Raw genomic sequence first — 16937 nt, 5'->3', positions numbered from 1 at the left:
GAAGCGCTAGGGAATGTCGCTTGCGCCGATCGGCAGGAGGAAGAAGGGCTCGCCAAAGAGGGCCGCATGCTCGGGATGGACGCCCGGGTCGTTGCCGAGCAGGAAACGGTCCCCATCCGCCTCCAGCCGCCACTGAATGTTCCATCGACCGTTTTTCCGGGTCGCATTGGCGCTCACCACCACGATCCCCTCGCGCCACCTCTCCCAGGATCGGTCGGAGTAGGAAAAGAGCCGGAACGCCGTTCTCGGCTGGAAGGTGACCGGATCGAGAACCCTTCGCGCGAGCAGGAAGCCGCCCCTCCACTCTACCCCTTGGCGCCTTTCCGCAGGGGAGATCTCGCGAGAGGAGGACCAGACCTCGGGACCATGGAAGTTGGCCATTTCCGCGAGCCACGACCAGCTTTCCGGTAGGCCGGTCGATCCTGGGAAACTCCGCAAGAGCAGGGCTCGATGTGCATAGTTAGCCCCGTTCACATAGAGATGCCCGTTGGCTCCAATCCAGTATCTCCCTTGAAGCTGTCGGAGGGCGATCTCTCCCAATTCCCGGGCGTAGCGGTCGTTGGGGCAGCACCACGTCAGCCCGATCGCGGCAGGGGAAATGGAGCGGATGCGCATCTTCTGGCTCCCTTCCACGGGTTGGTTCCCGCCCTCCGTGAGCCCGGGGAGGCAGGGGGAGGAGTGGAAGCCCGGTTCCTGCCGGGATGGATCGCTGGTCGATAGGCGGTCGAGCAAGGAAGCGGCCAACGCGGCCGTCGCGACCAGCGGCACTAGATCGAGCGGTCTTTTCAGCATAGTAGTATGCCGGAACGATTCTCTCCTTTCCGACGGGCGTTCATCGAGGATCGGACCTCTCGCCCCGGCGGAATCCGGGAGGCACGACGAGCCGATCGGACCCGGAACCTGACGCACGCGGACGGGGGCCGCCCGCTCCCGGCCTCCTCGGCCGAGGAAAGAGTCGATCCGTCCGACTAATTCGACGTTCCCGCGACGGCTTTTGTTCAGTTTGGAATCCGCGCAGGCCGCCGTACGGGTCGAATCTCCGCCCCGGAGGAGGGGCCACCCTGGGCCCGCAGCGACTCGGTTCTTACGGGCCTCGGGAGAGACTTTCGCAGCTAGCCGGCGAACCATCCGATGGGAGGGAGTTGACATCCTCTCCGGCCTAAAGTTCGGAGATTCCTACGGCGCTCAATCCGGGCTTAAACCGGAATGAGCCGCTTCGGTGGGTTCCTGCTGCTGGCGGCTCGATGCCGCTCACTTCACAGGCGATCCGGGCGTGTCCCGCCCTTAAAACATGGATCGCGCCGACCAAATCGGCGTTTTCCTCAAAACCGCACTCCACGCACTCGAACCGGGCTTGCGTCCGACGGTTGTCCGCCGACACGTGGCCGCAACACGGACAAGCCCGGCTCGTGTTCCGCGGCGGCACGACCAGAAGGCGGCCGCCTCTCCACTCCATCTTGTACTCCAGCTGCCGCCGGAACTCGAACCAGCCTTGGTCGAGGATGGACTTGTTCAGTCCAGACTTGGCCCGAACGTTTCTTCCCGGTGCATCCGCCGTGCCCGAAGCCGACTTGGACATGTTCCGCACCTGCAAGTCCTCAATGCACGCCATCGCGTGGTTTTTGCTGATCGTGGTCGTGACTTTGTGCAGGGAGTCGCGGCGGGCATTGCCGATGCGGGAATGAATCTTCTGGATTCGGGCCTTGGCCTTCTTCCAGTTGTTGCTGAACTTGACCTTGCGGCTCATGGCCTGCTGCGCCTTGCGCAGGGCGGTTTCATGCCGCTTGAAGCTGTTGAGCGGCGCATAGAACGTGCCATCCGAAAGCGTGGCGAACCGCGCCACGCCCATGTCGATGCCGACCGCGCCGCCCTTCGGGATGGGTTGCTCGACTTCGCGCTCGGCCAGGATGCTCGCGTGCCACTTGCCGCAGGACTGGCTGACGGTGACGCTCCTCACTTCTCCCAACACGTCCCGGCTGAGGCGATAGCGCAGCCAGCCGAGCTTGGGCAGGAACAGGCGGCCATTCGCCTGGTCGAGCTTGATCTGCTTCGGGTCGGGGTAACGGAAGCGATCCGACTGGCCCTTCCTCTTGAAGCGCGGGAAGTCGGCCCGCTGGGCAAAAAAGTTACTGTAGGCCCGCTCCAAGTCCTTGAGCGCCTGTGGCAAGGGATGAACGGGCGCATCGGCCAGCCAAGGCGCGACACGCCCGGAAGGCATGGGATCGCCGTTACGCCATTTCGTAAGCTCCTTGCACAGCCCGGCGTAACCGAGCCTCTTCTCTCCGGCATCGTAACGCGCCATCTGCAAGTTCAACGCCTCGTTGAACACAACCCGACACGAGCCAGCGAAGCGGCGCATTTGCCGCTCTTGCTGGCCGTCTGGCCGCAGTTGAAACCTGAAGGCTTGCAGCCGCCGCATGCGCTCAATCATACGGGCGTATCATGATGGATGCAAACGTTCCCTGGTCTCCGTGAAATGTCCAGTGACGAGTCCATCCAGCAACGGACACTCAGCCAAAGCTAACGCCTCCCCCGCTATCCTTCCCCGCCCTGAACGGCGAGGCTTGTCGCGCTCCAGGTCAGGCTCAGCCGCTTGCGCGGGTGGGTAGGAGAAAGGATGGAATCAGAGCGTTACGACACCCTCGAGCCTTGCCAAGACCAGGCCTATGGGGCTTCTTCCTGTGGCGGAGGCGCCTCCTCCCCACCCTCCTCGGCGGGCGCCTCCTTGCTCTCGTCATCGGCGGGCTTTTCTCCCCATGGCCACCCCTCCGGCATTCCTTCCAGCATCCCCTCCGACTCCTGCACCGGGATGGCGTGCAGAGCGCTTCCTGCAGCACCAAGGCCTATCCGGCCCGGGCAGCTCCTGACCGTGCTCCACCCGGGGTGCATGCCTTTTCCTCTCCGAGGACCGCGTCCTTGGACGATCGATCGGGGAAGAGCCCCCGCCCGAAGCTAACCAAGGGCAGCGCGGGAAAGCCGAGCGCGGCGAGGATGGCTTTCCTGCCCGGAAGGCAGGCGGCCTTGAGGCAACGAAGGTCCTGGGTCAAGAAGCAACCGCCCGCGTCGTTCTCTGGCGTCCCGGGCGGACCGTCAACGGGAGAGCGGGTGAAGGGAATCGAACCCTCGCTACAGGCTTGGGAAGCCCGTGTTCTACCACTGAACTACACCCGCGTAGCAGTGGGCAATGCTCCCTTCGATTGGCCAAATTGTCAAAAGCATTCCGGCGGCTTCGGCCGATCTATCCAAGATACTCGACCTGCCCCCGCCCGTCGCGGAGAGAGATCGAAGAACCCGGATCGGCGAGCGTGAGCTCGACTTGCGAGTCGCCCTCGAGGACGAGCACGAAGCGGTTGCCCGCTTCGAGCACCTTCTCGACTCCGCCGGAGGCGGGAAGATGGGAAGGGGCCGCCGCCAACCGCACGACCAAAACGGAGCCATCCGAAAAAGACACAGAGAGTTGATCCGGAGCGGCTTCGCACTTCGCGATCCGCCTTCCGTGCAGGATCGGGCTCAGCTTTCGATTGAGTGCCATCGTCCCTTCCTTCGTCCTCTTGCGTCATTCTCCCGTGCCGTGCGCGGGATGGAAGCCCTTGGCCTTAGCCTCCTCCTCGCTCATATATTGCCCCCGCCTGGTCTTTCCGTAAAAGGAAGATCCGGGCTTCCAGTAGGCTCCGGAGCTCGTGTTGACCCAGACAAGAGAGCCCTGGCCGGCCCGCGCCCCGGGTGGCTCGCCCACCCGCGACCGCTCCTTCCGCCTTCCTCCCCCCTGCCCGATGTATTTCTGGTAAGCGTCGATCCAGTTGGTGGAAATCGCCTTCTGGGCTTCGGCCAAATCGACCTTTCCCGAGCAGACGAGCTGGTGGAGACGGTCCTCCAAGAAGTCCTTCTTCCCCGCATTCCAAGGCTGCGTCCTCCGGGACTGCGGCCACAAGTTCCGGATCGAGTTGGAGCCGCCCAGGGAGAGCGGGATCAAGTGGTCGATCTCATAGCTGCTCCGGTCCGCGAGCGGGACTCCGTAGCGGCGGAGCAGCTCGCGCTTTTCTGCCCACGGAACGTCCCGAACCTTCTTTGCGTAGCCCGGGACGCATAGGTCGGCTCGGCTGACGGGAAAGGTGTCACCGGGAGTGAGCTTGGGATCGGGAAGGATCGGCGGGTCGGCCATGGCTTCGCAGCCGAGGGCGATCAGGAAGGCAAAAGCAAGAAATGCGGAACGCATCGAGGGATCCTACGCGAGTTGACCTTTTCTCCGCAACCGCCTGGGTGCGGGATGCGAATGGGTTCTGAAAGCCCACGCGCAAGGCCGCGGATCTGGGAGACCGTCCGCCAGTTCCGCCCCGTTGCGGGGACGCCGAGGATCCGTTCGGCCCCGGCGGCGAGCTTCAAGGCGTCAAACCCGCCGGGCGCATCGAGGGAAAAGACCCGGCCGACCTGCCGCCAGGATTCGGTGGTCGACTGGAGGGTGTTTGAGCGCTTCGCATCGATCGACGCGGGCGTCGCCTCCAGAAAGAAGAGATGGAGTTCCTTCCCCTCGGCTTCGTCCTCGGCATCCGGAAAGGGATTGGCGGCCGTCGCCAGAAACTCCGCCTCGCTGAGCACAAGGACGCGGATCTCGAGGCGGTGGCGAAGGCGGAGGAATCAGACGATCACCGTGGAGAGAAGCAGTGCTGGGAAACCGGGGCCGCAAACAGCAGACTCCCGCTCTGGAGGTAGCTCTGCATCGGCGATCGCCCGATCTTCTCGAGCTCCGGAACGAGCGAGGCCATCGGCAGCCGGTTCCTGCCGCCGACGTTCACGCCTCGGAGCCGTGCGATCCAGGTTGCGGTCTTGCTCATCGGGCCTGGACATTACAGCCGCATGCGGGGCCCGCCGGCAGGCCGGACAGGGTGGGATTCGAACCCACGAGCCCTTGCGAGCTAGCGGTTTTCAAGACCGCCGCATTCAACCGCTCTGCCACCTGTCCCTCTTCGGTCTACGATCTCGGGAGAGGCAATCTTCCCTAGACAGTGGACAGCAAGAGGGTACGTTTGGAGGAGCGGAAGGACAACGAGGATTTCGTGCCATCTGCCGCCGCCAGGGGCGCCGCACCTCTTGAGGCGCTTCCGTTGAATTGGTCAAGGCAGCAGGAGGATCCGCTACCGGGAAAATGCCGTATGTCAATACAGGGTATGTTCGCTTGACCTTTCGGCTTGCGAAGACCGGCCTGTTCCTTAAGAATAGCTAACCGGGCTTTATGGAAACATGAGCGTCGACGTCTCTGTTGTCGCCCGCGGTGCGATGGCTCCGGCAGCCTATGGATGGGAAGCCGCCAGGCTCACCGTTATCCCGAAACCGAGAGCGACCCCCTTCGGGTCATGGATCGAGACCTCCTATGCTCTCCTCTAGGAAATCGTTGATCCCGCTTTCGGTCGGCAAGGGCAAGTTCCCCTCATCGTTTGAAAAGATCCAGAAGGCAAAGAAGAAAGCCGCCGTTTTGAAGTCGGACAAGCCGTTCCTCGACTATGCACCGCGCATCGAGGAAGCGCTCTCGACACTGGAGCGGGCGCTTCTGAGCCAGCGTTTGTGGGAGCGGCCCACGCAAATCCCGCTCACGGGTCTCGCTCCGGAGGAGCAGGAATTGCTCTTGGGGATCCTCGGGGAAGGAACGGCCATCGTGGAGGCTCCGGGGAGAGACGCACAAACGGCGATGGCGACCATGCTGAGCGGGGTCTGGTTCACCGCAAAGCAGATCGGTGCCGAAGAGGTCTCCCATGCGATCGACGTCGGAGTGCTTCCGAGGTTCGTGTGCGAGGCGACAGACGCTCTTCCCGCAGTTGCGCCCCCTCCCTCTTCTCTTGCCGCCGAATCGGTCGCCGCTTCGGCGGTTCTCCGGGAGCTGGTGGAGAAGGCGCACGCCTGGGAACGGGAGCGCGTGCCTCGGGAGATCAACCTGCGGCTGCACCCGCTTCTTCGGTCTGATTACGAAAGGCTCGCGGCCTTTCTCGGTCAGGCACCCATCATCGTCTGGATGGAGGGACGCTGCCGGTGGTGGCTTTTCGCGACCCAGTGGCGCGACGTCTGGCGGGTTGAGGTGCGGACCTCGGCGGGGAAGCAGGAAGCTTCTCTCCTGGAGATCGGCCGGTATCCGGCTGCGGTCAGCTTTCCACCGTCCGCTTTCGTGGTCGGCGCCCGGCGCGTGCGACGCCTCCTCCAGCTCTACGTGGAGTAAGGGGCCGCGGCGATCCGCCGATCGGTTAGCCGCCCAGCCGTGCGAGCCGCCGCAGCGCTTCGGTCTTTTCGGTATGGCCAAGACGTGCGTTACGGACCGCATCGGTGACGACAGCGATATCCTGCTCGTAGAGACGCCGGTCGACCGGAAAGGGGTGTCCGTCCTTCCCGCCGTGCGCGTAGGCATAGTCGGCCCATCGCTTGGAGTGGGCAGGATCCCGGTGGGAGACGGGAGCCCCGTAGATGATCTCAGCCGTGAGTGCCAGGCTTCGGATCGCCTTGGGACCGATTTGCGGCGTCCCGAGCAGGGCCTCGAAATCTTTCGGGGCGATCCGGTGTGCGGCGGCGACGATGCGTCCGAGCCTCGCGAGGTCGACATCGATCGGAAGCAGCGCGTGTCGCGTCGGCGCAAAAAGGGTCGGTCCTTCGACTGCGGCTCGCAGGGTTTCCAGGAATCGCTCCGGATCGTCCCGGATGAGGGCGGCGCTCGCCACGCGGTTGGGACCCGCTTCGGCGGCGATCATGTTGAGAAGGTCGCCCGGGGCTGAGCGCGGAGCCTCCTTGGCGGGGGTAAAAAGATCGCCAATCGCGGCATGAGGCTCGCAGACGAAGTCGGCGACCGATTCGCCCATCCAATGGTAGCGGCGGGCCCTCCCGTATCCTTCGTTCATCCCTTGCTGGACCACGCACCAGCCGCCCCGGGGAGTAAAGAAGAAGCTGTGATGGTAGAGCGCGTAGCCGTCCTGAACGGCAGCCGAATCGACCTTGGCGCTCATCCGCGAGGCATAGGCGAGGCGCTCCCCCTGGGAGATCCCAAGACGATCGGCGGCGCGCGCGATCTCCTCCGGCGCCTTTCGGCTCGTCGCCCCCTTCCCTCCGGCCACCACGACTCCCAGCTCGCTGCCGTAGGCCCGGTAAGCCTCCTTGAGCGCGCCGCAGGTCACGGTGGTCAGGCCGGAGGAGTGCCAGTCGAAGCCCAGCAGGCAGCCGAAGGCCTGAAACCACCAGGGATCGGCGAGACGGCGGAGCATCTCCTCCGAACCATGCTCGTCGACGATCGCCATCACCACCGCTCCGGCGAGACGGACCATCCGGTCGAAGAGGGCGGCGGGCGCCTTCCCGCCGTGCAGCGGCAGCTCAGCCAAAGCCCGTTTCATCGAAAGTCACCAGGAAAGCCGCCCGATTCGCCTTCGATCCACGGGTCGGTCGATCCTTTCTCTCCTCATTTATTCCCTTGAGCAAGGAAGGAAAAGAGCGGAACGTTGTCCGTGCCGACCTTACCGGTTGCCGAGCGGTCCTTGCGCCGCAGGTCCACCTAGCCTTCCGATGCGCAATCTCTACGGAAAACGGATCGATCTCTATCCGTGGCAGGCCGAGGCGCTGGAGCAGGTGCGCAACAAGAGCGCGCTGATCGCCGCCCCAACGGGCAGCGGGAAGACGGTGGTTGCCTACCGCTGGGCGAAGCTCTGGGAGGAGCCAGGCCGCCGGGTGATCTTCACAGCCCCGATCAAGGCTCTCTCCAATGAGCGGTATCTCGAGCTTCGGGCTCTCTTCGGGGAGGGAGTCGGGATCCTCACGGGGGATGTGAAGCGCAACTCCGAGGCTCCGATCCTCTGCATGACCCAGGAGGTCTATGCCAACCGCTTTTGCGGCCTTCCGCGGCAGCGCGTGATCGTCGACGAGATCCACTACATGGTCCACAATCCCGAACGTGCCCGAGCCTATGCCGAAGGAATCGCCGGCACGCATCCGGAAAGCGATCTTCTTTTCCTTTCGGCGACGGTCGATGCCCGTCGATTCCTCTCCTATCTCTCGCGGCTGGCGGCACGGCCGATCGAGCTGATCGAGCAGGCCCGCCGCCCCGTTCCGATCCATTACCTGGATCGCGAGCCTTCGGCGCGAAAGCTCTGGGAGGAGCTCTCGCCCGTGCTCGTCTTTGCCTTCTCGTACAAGGGGGTGATGGGGCTGGCAGGGGAGCTCTGCTCGGCCGCCCAGGGGAGGATGCGGGCACCGCAGCGGGAACGGGTTCGAGAGCTGGCGAAGCGCTACCGGGTCGATCGGCCCGACCTTCTCCGGATGGCGACCGGGGGAGTGGCCATCTACCATGGCACGCTACTCTACAAGGAGAAGCTCTTCGTCGAGCGGCTCGCGCGGGAAAACCTGCTCCTGGCTGTCGCGGCCACCGATGCGCTTTCCCTGGGCATCAACCTGCCGGTGAAGACGGTCCTCTTCGCCCAGCTGGCGCGCTACGTCACTGGACCGATCGCCAAGATGGAGTTTCTCCAGATGGCCGGGCGGGCGGGACGCCCCAACCTCCAGGAAGCCGGGTATGTCGGCTTTCTGGAGACGCGCTTCGAGGCGCGGGGCTTCGATACCGAGCGGCTCTTCCGCTCGCTCAAGAAGAAGCCGCTCGAGCCGCTGCGCGTCCGCCCGCTCCCCTCGATCAAGCGGATCCTCAATCGGACGCCGATCGAGGAGGAGCTCCGGCAGTTGGCCGCCCTCTCCTTCCCGGCCCTCCACCCCCAGGAGCTTCTGACCTTCCAGCGGATGGTCGAGATCTCGATGGAGGAGATCGACCGGAGCTGTCGGCTGCTGCAAAGGCGCGCGAGAGCGGGCGAGCGGCTGCTCGAGGTCCTGCGGCGGATCTACTTCGATGAGTTTACCGTCGCCGAGAATCTCAGCTTGGCGAAGACGCTCGTCCTGGAAGGAAGGATCGACGCGCGCCAGGAGATTGGGCGAATCCGGGAACGGGTCCGGAGCGAGGGAGAGGCCTTGAAGGCGCTTCTTCAATTCCGGCGGTTCCTCCATTCGCTCGATCCCGAGGAGACGCTGGGGGCCGACGCCGTGGAGCAGGCAATCGTCAGCCTCGACGAGTTCGTGCTCCATCCGGAGGCGCTCGAAGCCTCGCGGCTCCAGGCGTAACCTCCCGTCGCTATCGGGCGAAGAGCTTGGCGAGGGTCGCCCTGGCTTCTTGCTGAATCTGGCGGAGATGGAGGACGTTCCGGAAGCTCTCCGCATAGAGCTTGTAGACCTCCTCGGTTCCCGATGGGCGGGCCGCAAACCAGCCACTTGAGGTAATGACCTTGATCCCGCCGATGTCGCCTCCGGAAGGGGCGCGATTGAGGATGGCCGTCACGGGATCGCCCGCGAGGGTCGGCATCGCGATCTCCTCAGGCGAGAGGGCCAGCAGCTTCTTCTTCTGCTCGTGGCTGGCGGGCGCGTCGATCCGCTCGTAGAAGGGATTGCCGAGCCTTCCGGTGAGCTCCTGGTAGAGCACCCCCGGGTCCTTGCCCGTCCGCGCAGTGATCTCCGCCGCCAGGAGCCCCAGGACCATGCCGTCCTTGTCCGTCGTCCATGTCCTGCCGTCCTTCCGCAAGAGCGTGGCTCCAGCGCTCTCCTCTCCCGCGAATCCGAGCGTCCGGGAGAGAAGCCCTTCGACGAACCACTTGAAGCCCACCGGCACTTCAAAGAGCGGCCGCTTGGCATCCTCTGCCACCCGGTCGAGGATGGCCGAGCTGACCACGGTCTTCCCCAGGGCGGCTTCGGGACTCCATCCAGGGCGTGCGCCCCCGAAGAGGTAGGAGGCGGCGACCGCCAGGAAGTGGTTCGGATTGAGGAGGCCGCAGCTCGGAGCGACGATTCCGTGGCGGTCGTGATCGGTGTCGCAGCCAAAGGCGATGTCGAACTGCCGGGCCCGACCGATCAGGCCCGCCATCGCATAGGGCGAGGAGCAGTCCATTCGAATCTGTCCATCCCAATCGACGGTGAGGAAGCGAAACGTGGCGTCGACCGTCTCGTTCAAGAGGGTGAGGTTCCACCCGTACCGATCGGCGATCGGCTTCCAATAGTGGACGCCGGCACCTCCCAGCGGATCGATGCCGATTCGGATCGAGGAAGAACGGAGCAGATCGCAATCGACCACCGAGATCAGGTCGCGGCTGTAGCTCTCGAGGTAGTCATGGCGCTGGACCTGGGCGGAGCAAAGGGCGCGCTCGTAGGGCATGCGGCGCACCTCCGAGCCGTCTCCCGGCAAGAGGGCGTTGGCCCTCTCCTCGAGCAACCGGGTGAGGGCCGTGTCGGCCGGCCCCCCATGGGGAGGATTGTATTTGAAGCCCCCGTCGGTCGGGGGGTTGTGGGAAGGGGTGATCACGATCCCGTCGGCCTGTCCCGCCCCGGAATCTCGATTGTGGGTCAGGATGGCGTGCGAGATGACTGGGGTCGGTGTATAGCCAAGCTCGGGATCGATGCGGACTTCGACCCCGTTGGCTGCGAGGACCTCGAGAGCCGTCGCGAATGCGGGTTCGGAAAGTGCGTGCGTATCCTTGCCCAGGAAGAGCGGCCCCGAGATCCCCTGATCGCGGCGGTAGTCGCAGATCGCCTGGCTGATCGCAAGGATGTGACCCTGGTTGAAGGAGCCGCGAAGGCTCGACCCGCGATGACCCGAGGTCCCGAACTTGACTCGCTGGTCTCCGTCCTTGGGGTCGGGCGAAAGCTCGTAATAAGCCGAGGTAAGCTTCGCCAGGTCGGCGAGAAGCGACAGGGGCGGCAGCTTGCCGGCCAAAGGGCTGACCTCCATAAGACTCTCCTTTCGTCCGGGGAATGGGCCTTTTCGGGAAACCGAGGCTCCGGTTCTCTCTATCTTCTCGCTGGCCTTCGGTCAAGGCGGATGGCCCGGCCCGCAAGGCTACGAAAAGACGACCGTCTTCCGGCCATAGACCAGGATCCGGTTCTCCACGTGCCAACGGACCGCCCGAGAGAGGACGACCTTCTCGAGATCCTGCCCCTTCCGGACCAGGTCCGAAACCTCATCTCGGTGCGAGATGCGAGCGACGTCCTGCTCGATGATCGGACCGTCGTCGAGGATTTCGGTGACGTAATGGCTCGTGGCCCCGATCAGCTTCACTCCCCGTTCATACGCCTGGTGGTAGGGTCTGGCACCCGAGAACGCGGGCAGGAAGGAGTGGTGGATATTGATGATCCGGTTGGGGAAGCGAGCCACCATGGTCGGAGAGAGGATCTGCATGTAGCGGGCGAGCACCACCAGGTCGATGCGATGTTCCTCCAGAAGCGCAAGCTGGCGGGACTCGGCTTCTTCCTTGCCTCCGGGCGGAAGCTCGATCCGATGGTAGGGAATGTCGCAGCCGGCGCTGATCCAGCGGCCCTCGGAATGGTTGCTCACGACCAGGGGAATCTCGCAGGCGAGCTCGCCCGCCCGGTAGCGGTGGAGCAGGTCGACCAGGCAGTGGGTCTGGCGCGAGACAAAAAGGGCAATCCGCGGTCGCTGGGAGGAAGAGGCGAGCCGCCACTCCATCCCGAGACGCCGGGCGATCGGGCCAAAACGGGAGGGGATCTCCGAAAGATCGAGAGCAAACCCCTCGAGATCCCACTCGACGCGCATCAGGAAGAGGCCAAGCTCGGCATCCTGGTGCTGATCGGCGTGGAGGATGTTGCCCCCATGCTCGAAAAGGAAGTTGGCGATCGTGGAGACCAGGCCCTTTTGATCGGGGCAGGTAATCAAGAGTACCGCACTCTTCGACATCGCTGGTGCTTCCTTCTCAGGCTGACGCAGGAGGGGGCTCCGGCCCCCTCTCCTTTTTTGCGGCAACCGCGCGGAGGCCGCAAAGCAAAATTCCTGCTTCTCCGCCTCCTACTCCTTCGCCGCTTCCTCCGCGCTCGCCGAACGGAGCCGGCTCGGCAAAAGCTCTCCTTCCCGTTCGAGGATCGGATAGGCCGCCGACGCGACCACCAGGCCGTTGATCCGCTTGAGCTGCCTCACGACCTTCACCTCGAGAGCGCCCGCAGGATCCTGATCCGCGGGATTCGCCCGCATCCTTTCGAAGTGCGCGGCCGAAGCCCTGGCTTCCAGGCCGCGGAAGGCATCCTTCTCCTCGGCGAGCGTCCGGGCAACGCGCAGATCCGGAGTGACGAAGAGCGAGCAGGCCCGTTGCAGATTGGCGAGAATGCGCTCGAAGATCAAGGAGAGCTCAGCCTGGGCGGTCGCAGGGAGGACGAGGTTCTTCTCGATCCGCTGGGTGGCGAGGGCCAACAGCTCCTTCTCGGCAACTCCCGCCGCCTGCTCCAGGCTTGCCGAAAAGGCGAGAATGTCCTCGAGCCTCCTCCGCTCCGACTCGCTCATGAGGTCGCGATCCAAGGCACTGAGATAACTCCGGATCGCCTGATGGATCTTATCGACGGCCTCTCCCGCGCGCTGGATGGGGGTCAGCTTCAAGCGGTCTCCCCGGACGAAGATCTCCCGAAACTTTTCGAGCATGCCCTTGAGCAGATCGGTCAGGCGAAGGGCCTCTCGGGCCGCACTTCCCAAGGCGACGGCCGGTGTTCCCAGGATGGCCGGATCCAGGTAGAGCGGCTGACCGAGGGCCTCCTTCTCTTTGCGGTCCGGGAGCCAGGTGGTCAACCAGCGGCCATAAGCGGAAAGCCATGGAAAGAAAAGGAGCGCAAGGGCCAGGTTGAGAAAGGTATGGAAGTCGGCGACCGCCCGCGCCGGGTTGGGCTCCCAGGATTCCAACCGGGAGGAGAGGAGCGGCAGGAGGAAGAGGCCGCCCGCGAAGCCGACCAGCCGGTTGAGCAGGTTCCCCATCGGCAGCCGGCGAAAGGCCGGGTCGCTCCCGGTCGTGCTTTCGAAGATCGGGTTGATCGCCGCGCCCAGATTGGCGCCAAGGGTCAGGGCGAGTGCCGCGGGAAGTGATACCACCCCCTTCGCCGCGAAGGATGCCACCAGGAGAATGGCCGCTGCGCTCGAGTGGGCCGCCCAGGCGAAGGCGGCCGCGCAGAGCGCTTCGAGCAGCGGCTGCCGGGAGACGGTCTCCAGAAACGCTTTCAGGGCCGGGGAGTCGGCATAGGAGTCGGCGAGTCGCACCATCTGATGGAGAGCGGAGAGGATCAGGCCGATCCCGATGAAGACCCGGCCCAGGTCGTGCGCCGTCGTATTGCGCGAGCCGAAGAGAAGATAGCCCGTGAGGATCGCGGCGGGCGCGGCGGCAAAGACCGGAAAGGAGAGAATCTGTACGATCAGCGTGGTTCCCACGTTGGCTCCCAGCATGATCGCCAGGGCGGGAACCAGGCCGACCACCTTCTTGGCGACGAAGCCGGTCGCCATGAGGGCGGTGGCGGTACTGCTCTGCAGCAGGGCGGTGATCAGGATCCCGGCCAAAAACGAGCGCCAGCGGCTGCCGAGCGCGCTCCCCATGAGCAGGCGCAGCCGCGGCCCGAACGCGCGCTGCAGGCCCGTGCGCACCATTCGCACCCCCCAGAGCAGCAGGGCGGCCAGACCGGCGAGATCGATGAGGGCGAGGCCGAGTCGCATAGAGAGAGCACCCGTGGAATCCGCTTCACGTCCAGACCCACGCTGCTCTATGAACCAGGGGGAGAGGAGGTCGCAACTCCATTTTGCTGCCGATCGGCTTTCGGCAGCGTAAAAATGCGCTCTTGGAGGGAGGAAGGTTTCTCTTGATCCCCGTAGTTCGATCGGAAATGATTCGGCGCCTTCCCGCTGCCTGGGTCGGCCCGGCGCGGCCGGGACGTTCCGAGCCCGACCCTCGGCGAGCCGCGGTAAGCGGGCCATCTGGCACCGGAAGAGCGACAAGGAGCGTATGATTTGGGTCATCTTGTTGGTTCTTGCGCTCGCCTTGGCGCCTCACGCCGCGCACCGCCTCTCGCTTCTCATCCGCCTCCATCGTCTTCGAGACCAACCCTCCCCTTGCTCGGCCAGCGAGGAGAGCCCCAAGGTCACGATCCAGCTTCCGATCTATAACGAGCGTTTCGTCGTCGAGCGGCTACTCCGTTCGGTCGCGGCCCTCGATTATCCCCGCGACCGGCTCGAGATTCAGGTGCTCGACGATTCAACCGACGCCACAAGCCTGGAGGTCCGACGCATCGTCGAGGAGCTGCTCCGATCGGGAGTCTCGATCGAGCATATCCGACGTCCAACGCGAGCCGGGTTCAAGGCCGGGGCGCTCCAGCACGGACTGGAACGGGCCCGCGGAGAGCTCATCGCGATCCTCGATGCCGATTTCGTCCCGCCCGCCGACTTCCTTCGGAAGGCGGTCCCCTATTTTTCCGACCCTCGCGTAGGAATGGTGCAGGCTCGCTGGGGGTTCCTCAATCGAGAGGAAAATCTCCTCACCCGCTGCGAGGCTCTCTTTCTCGACGGCCATTTTCTCCTGGAGCAGGCGGTGCGCTCGAAAGGAGGCCTCTTCTTCAACTTCAACGGAACCGCGGGCCTCTGGCGCAAATCCTGCATCGAGGATGCGGGGGGATGGGACGGGGAGACGCTCACGGAAGATCTCGATCTCAGCTATCGGGCGCAGTTCCGCGGTTGGCGGTTTGTCTATGCTCCCGAAATCGTCGTGCCAAGCGAGCTCCCCGCTCCCATCACCGCGTTCCGGACCCAGCAGCATCGTTGGGCCAAAGGCGCCATCCAGACCGCCCGGCGTCATCTTCCCGCCCTTTTCCGCGGCGCCTTCCCCTGGCGCCACAAGGTAGAAGGCGGCTTCCACCTTCTCGCCCATACGATCCATCCGCTGGTCGCGGCGTTAGCGCTTCTCAATCTGGCGGTCCTTCTCGCTCCCTGCCCCGCCTCCACGCTGCAGCCGGTCGTCTCCTGCTTTTTTACGGGACTTTCCGTCTCCTTTCTCCTCTACCTCCTGGCCGTGCAGCGCCTGCACAAGGGCAAGATCGACCGGAGTGGCTGGCTGCTGCTGCCGGTTTCCCTGGCCCTTTCGCTCGGAATGAGCTTTGCCAACACCCGCTCGGTGATCGAGGGGGCGCTCAACGTCCCCAGCAGCTTTGTCCGCACGCCGAAACGGGGAGATGCGGGAGGCCGATCGCTTGGGCTTCTCTACTTGGCGCGGCAGGGCTGGGGATTGCCGCTCCTCGAAACTTCGGTCGCCGCGGCTTTTCTCTGGGCGCTCGTAGTCGCGATCCGCCAAGGATGGTGGTTCGCGCTGCCGGGCTGCCTGCTCCACCTCTTTGGCTTCGGCTTCGTCGGCGTCGGCACCCTGACCGCGATCGCCAAGGAGCGGCGGCAGAGCGCCGCGGTGGCCCTCGCCTGAACGGCCTCACGCGGGCGGCCGCAGCGCCTTCTCCCAGCGGCCAAGCTGCTCCAGGAGCAGCCCCGCCAGGCTTTCCCGGTCGGCGACCGGAACGAAGCTCGCCCCCCGCGGCAGAAGGCCAAAACCCTTCCCATAGGCTGGGCCGTTGACCACGCAAAGGTCGCTCCGTGCCGCAAGGATCTGCCGCTCCCCGCGGACCACTGCGGTGGTGCGGTCGCCCTCCACCTCGAATTTCCAGCCGGCCAGGAAGGCGCGGGGGAAGAGTGTGCGCAAGCGGAGCAGCAGCTTTGGCGCGGGAACGAGGATGAGCCGGTAGGGCGCATCACTCGCAAGCTTGCCCGCGGAAACGGTCCTCCCCGCTTCGTCCTCGATGGAGCCGACGCGAAAGTCCGACAAGGCGGCCGCGTGAAAGAGTGCGTCGACCGACTGCTCCTGCGCGAGCGCCTCCAGCTCCCGCGCCAGATCGTCCGTGGTGGTAAAGGGAACGATCGAAAAAGATGCACTGCCCTTGTGCTGGGCCGTCGCTCCCGATCCGCGGAAGCAGCAGACCTCATGGCCTGCGCAGGCAAAGGCTGAGGAGAGAAAGAGCCCGAGGGAACCCGTCGAGCGATTCGTCAGGCAGCGGACCTGGTCCACGGGTTCGGCGGAAGGCCCGCAGGTGACGACGATCCGCATGAACTGATCCTACGCGAGGAATGCGGGCTTGCGCCAAGGGCAATTGTTCTTCATCTAGGGAGGGATGAAGTGCCTCCCCACCCCCCAGGCCTGGCCGACCGACCGGAAGCCGCCTTGGCTCCGGGCGAAGATCCCTTCGGGCGCTCGGTATGAGGCCGTTCGAAAGCTCGTCGCTGACAAGCGGCTCCACACCGTCTGCGAAAGCGCCCACTGCCCCAATCTCGGGGAGTGCTGGTCGAGGGGTACCGCCACCCTCATGATTCTGGGAGAGATCTGTACGCGCAGTTGCCGGTTTTGCGCGGTACAGACCGGGCGCCCGAAAGAGCTCGACTGGGACGAACCCCGCCGAGCGGCGGAAGCGGTCGCTGCGATGGGGCTGCACCACGCGGTGCTCACCTCCGTGGCGCGCGATGAGCTCCCGGATGGCGGATCGGCGGTCTGGGCGGCGACGATCCGGGCGGTACGGGAACGCAACCCCTCCACGCGCATCGAAGTCCTGATTCCCGACTTTCGCGGAAAGGACGAGGACCTCCTCCGGGTCCTTGCCGCCGCGCCCGATATCGTTAATCACAACATCGAAACGGTTCCCCGACTGCAGCGGCTGATCCGCCCGCAGGCCCGCTACGAACGCTCCGTGGAGCTGCTGCGCCGAGCGAAGCAGGAAGGCTTCCCGACCAAGACCGGCTTGATGCTCGGCATCGGTGAGCGGGAGGAGGAGATTGCTTCCACCTTGCGCGACCTCGCCGCCATCGGCGTCGACATCCTCACCCTCGGTCAATACCTGCGGCCCTCGGTCCATCACCTGCCGATCGATCGCTGGGTGACACCGGAGGAATTCACCAGCTGGAGAGAGTTTGCTCTCGGCCTCGGCTTCCGCTTCGTTGAATCGGGGCCGCTCGTCCGCAGCTCCTACCACGCCGAAGAGCAGCTGCTGTAAAAGAAGGCGCAAACGCTCTCCGGCTTTTGCCGATCGGCGCCTTCGCTCCG

At 64.8% G+C, this 16937-nt stretch carries 15 protein-coding genes, 2 tRNA genes and 1 pseudogene; 5 read left to right on the top strand and 13 right to left on the bottom strand.

Translation table 11 applies throughout. The features are described 5' to 3' along the window. Positions 1–6: 6 nt before the first annotated feature. The 8 genes and pseudogenes from MacB4_RS01230 to MacB4_RS01195 all read right to left on the bottom strand — a co-directional run bounded on the left by MacB4_RS01230 (position 7) and on the right by MacB4_RS01195 (position 4960). Entirely contained in the window at positions 7–792 is a 786-nt protein-coding gene (locus MacB4_RS01230) for a hypothetical protein (RefSeq protein WP_242529271.1), read from the bottom strand. A gap of 367 nt (positions 793–1159) precedes the next feature. Then, entirely contained in the window at positions 1160–2419 is a 1260-nt protein-coding gene (locus MacB4_RS01225) for an RNA-guided endonuclease TnpB family protein (protein ID WP_206864893.1), read from the bottom strand. Positions 2420–3100: 681 nt separating this feature from the next. After that, positions 3101–3171: transfer RNA gene (locus tag MacB4_RS01220), tRNA-Gly, on the bottom strand. A gap of 67 nt (positions 3172–3238) precedes the next feature. Then, positions 3239–3532 carry a hypothetical protein gene (locus MacB4_RS01215; RefSeq protein ID WP_206864076.1) on the bottom strand — a complete coding sequence of 98 codons (294 nt, stop codon included), beginning with the start codon at positions 3530–3532 and terminating at the stop codon, positions 3239–3241. 24 nt (positions 3533–3556) lie between these two features. Then, complete coding sequence (locus MacB4_RS11140) at positions 3557–4216, bottom strand: HNH endonuclease (RefSeq protein WP_242529270.1); 660 nt, start codon at positions 4214–4216, stop codon at positions 3557–3559. Next, a pseudogene (locus MacB4_RS01205) lies at positions 4183–4611 on the bottom strand (hypothetical protein); the annotation flags it as partial. The pseudogene MacB4_RS01205 and the gene MacB4_RS11140, both read right to left, overlap by 34 nt. Before the next feature lie 32 nt (positions 4612–4643). Next, the gene (locus MacB4_RS01200) at positions 4644–4832 is read right to left on the bottom strand and encodes a DUF1697 domain-containing protein (RefSeq protein ID WP_206864074.1); all 189 of its coding nucleotides are present in this window, start codon (positions 4830–4832) and stop codon (positions 4644–4646) included. Between the two features lie 43 nt (positions 4833–4875). Next, positions 4876–4960 (bottom strand) — tRNA-Ser (locus MacB4_RS01195). Between the two features lie 278 nt (positions 4961–5238). Here MacB4_RS01195 and MacB4_RS01190 point away from each other — a divergent pair. Beyond that, positions 5239–5382: a hypothetical protein gene (locus MacB4_RS01190; protein WP_206864073.1), complete on the top strand. Its 144-nt coding sequence runs from the start codon at positions 5239–5241 to the stop codon at positions 5380–5382. Further along, positions 5369–6205, top strand: coding sequence for a hydrogenase expression/formation C-terminal domain-containing protein (locus tag MacB4_RS01185; protein ID WP_206864072.1), 837 nt, complete (start codon positions 5369–5371; stop codon positions 6203–6205). Before MacB4_RS01190 ends, MacB4_RS01185 begins: the two co-directional genes overlap by 14 nt. Before the next feature lie 25 nt (positions 6206–6230). Here MacB4_RS01185 and MacB4_RS01180 read toward each other — a convergent pair whose 3' ends face one another. Next, complete coding sequence (locus MacB4_RS01180) at positions 6231–7361, bottom strand: DUF763 domain-containing protein (protein ID WP_206864071.1); 1131 nt, start codon at positions 7359–7361, stop codon at positions 6231–6233. Between the two features lie 169 nt (positions 7362–7530). On the opposite strand from MacB4_RS01180, the gene MacB4_RS01175 reads away from it, so the two are divergent. Then, positions 7531–9126, top strand: a complete 1596-nt coding sequence (locus tag MacB4_RS01175) for a DEAD/DEAH box helicase (RefSeq protein WP_206864070.1) — start codon at positions 7531–7533, stop codon at positions 9124–9126. Positions 9127–9136: 10 nt separating this feature from the next. Here the strand turns inward: MacB4_RS01175 and pgm are convergent, their stop codons facing one another. From pgm to MacB4_RS01160, 3 genes are all read right to left on the bottom strand, one after another. Beyond that, positions 9137–10780, bottom strand: a complete 1644-nt coding sequence (gene pgm / locus MacB4_RS01170; protein WP_206864069.1) for a phosphoglucomutase (alpha-D-glucose-1,6-bisphosphate-dependent) — start codon at positions 10778–10780, stop codon at positions 9137–9139. 108 nt (positions 10781–10888) lie between these two features. After that, positions 10889–11743 (bottom strand): formyltetrahydrofolate deformylase, encoded by an 855-nt coding sequence (gene purU / locus MacB4_RS01165; protein ID WP_206864068.1) that lies wholly within the window; start codon positions 11741–11743, stop codon positions 10889–10891. Positions 11744–11851: 108 nt separating this feature from the next. Next, positions 11852–13528, bottom strand: coding sequence for a Na/Pi cotransporter family protein (locus MacB4_RS01160; protein WP_206864067.1), 1677 nt, complete (start codon positions 13526–13528; stop codon positions 11852–11854). A 286-nt stretch (positions 13529–13814) separates the two neighbouring features. On the opposite strand from MacB4_RS01160, the gene MacB4_RS01155 reads away from it, so the two are divergent. Then, positions 13815–15275, top strand: a complete 1461-nt coding sequence (locus MacB4_RS01155; RefSeq protein ID WP_206864066.1) for a cellulose synthase family protein — start codon at positions 13815–13817, stop codon at positions 15273–15275. 6 nt (positions 15276–15281) lie between these two features. On the opposite strand, the gene MacB4_RS01150 is transcribed toward MacB4_RS01155, so the two are convergent. Next, the gene (locus MacB4_RS01150) at positions 15282–15950 is read right to left on the bottom strand and encodes a phosphopantothenoylcysteine decarboxylase (RefSeq protein WP_206864065.1); all 669 of its coding nucleotides are present in this window, start codon (positions 15948–15950) and stop codon (positions 15282–15284) included. Between the two features lie 64 nt (positions 15951–16014). On the opposite strand from MacB4_RS01150, the gene lipA reads away from it, so the two are divergent. Next, positions 16015–16887, top strand: a complete 873-nt coding sequence (gene lipA / locus MacB4_RS01145) for a lipoyl synthase (protein WP_206864064.1) — start codon at positions 16015–16017, stop codon at positions 16885–16887. The last annotated feature ends 50 nt before the right edge of the window (positions 16888–16937 follow it).

The sequence above is a fragment of the Methylacidimicrobium sp. B4 genome (assembly GCF_017310545.1).
Lineage (GTDB): Bacteria > Verrucomicrobiota > Verrucomicrobiia > Methylacidiphilales > Methylacidiphilaceae > Methylacidimicrobium.
This window is presented reverse-complemented; position numbering and strand designations above follow the sequence as displayed.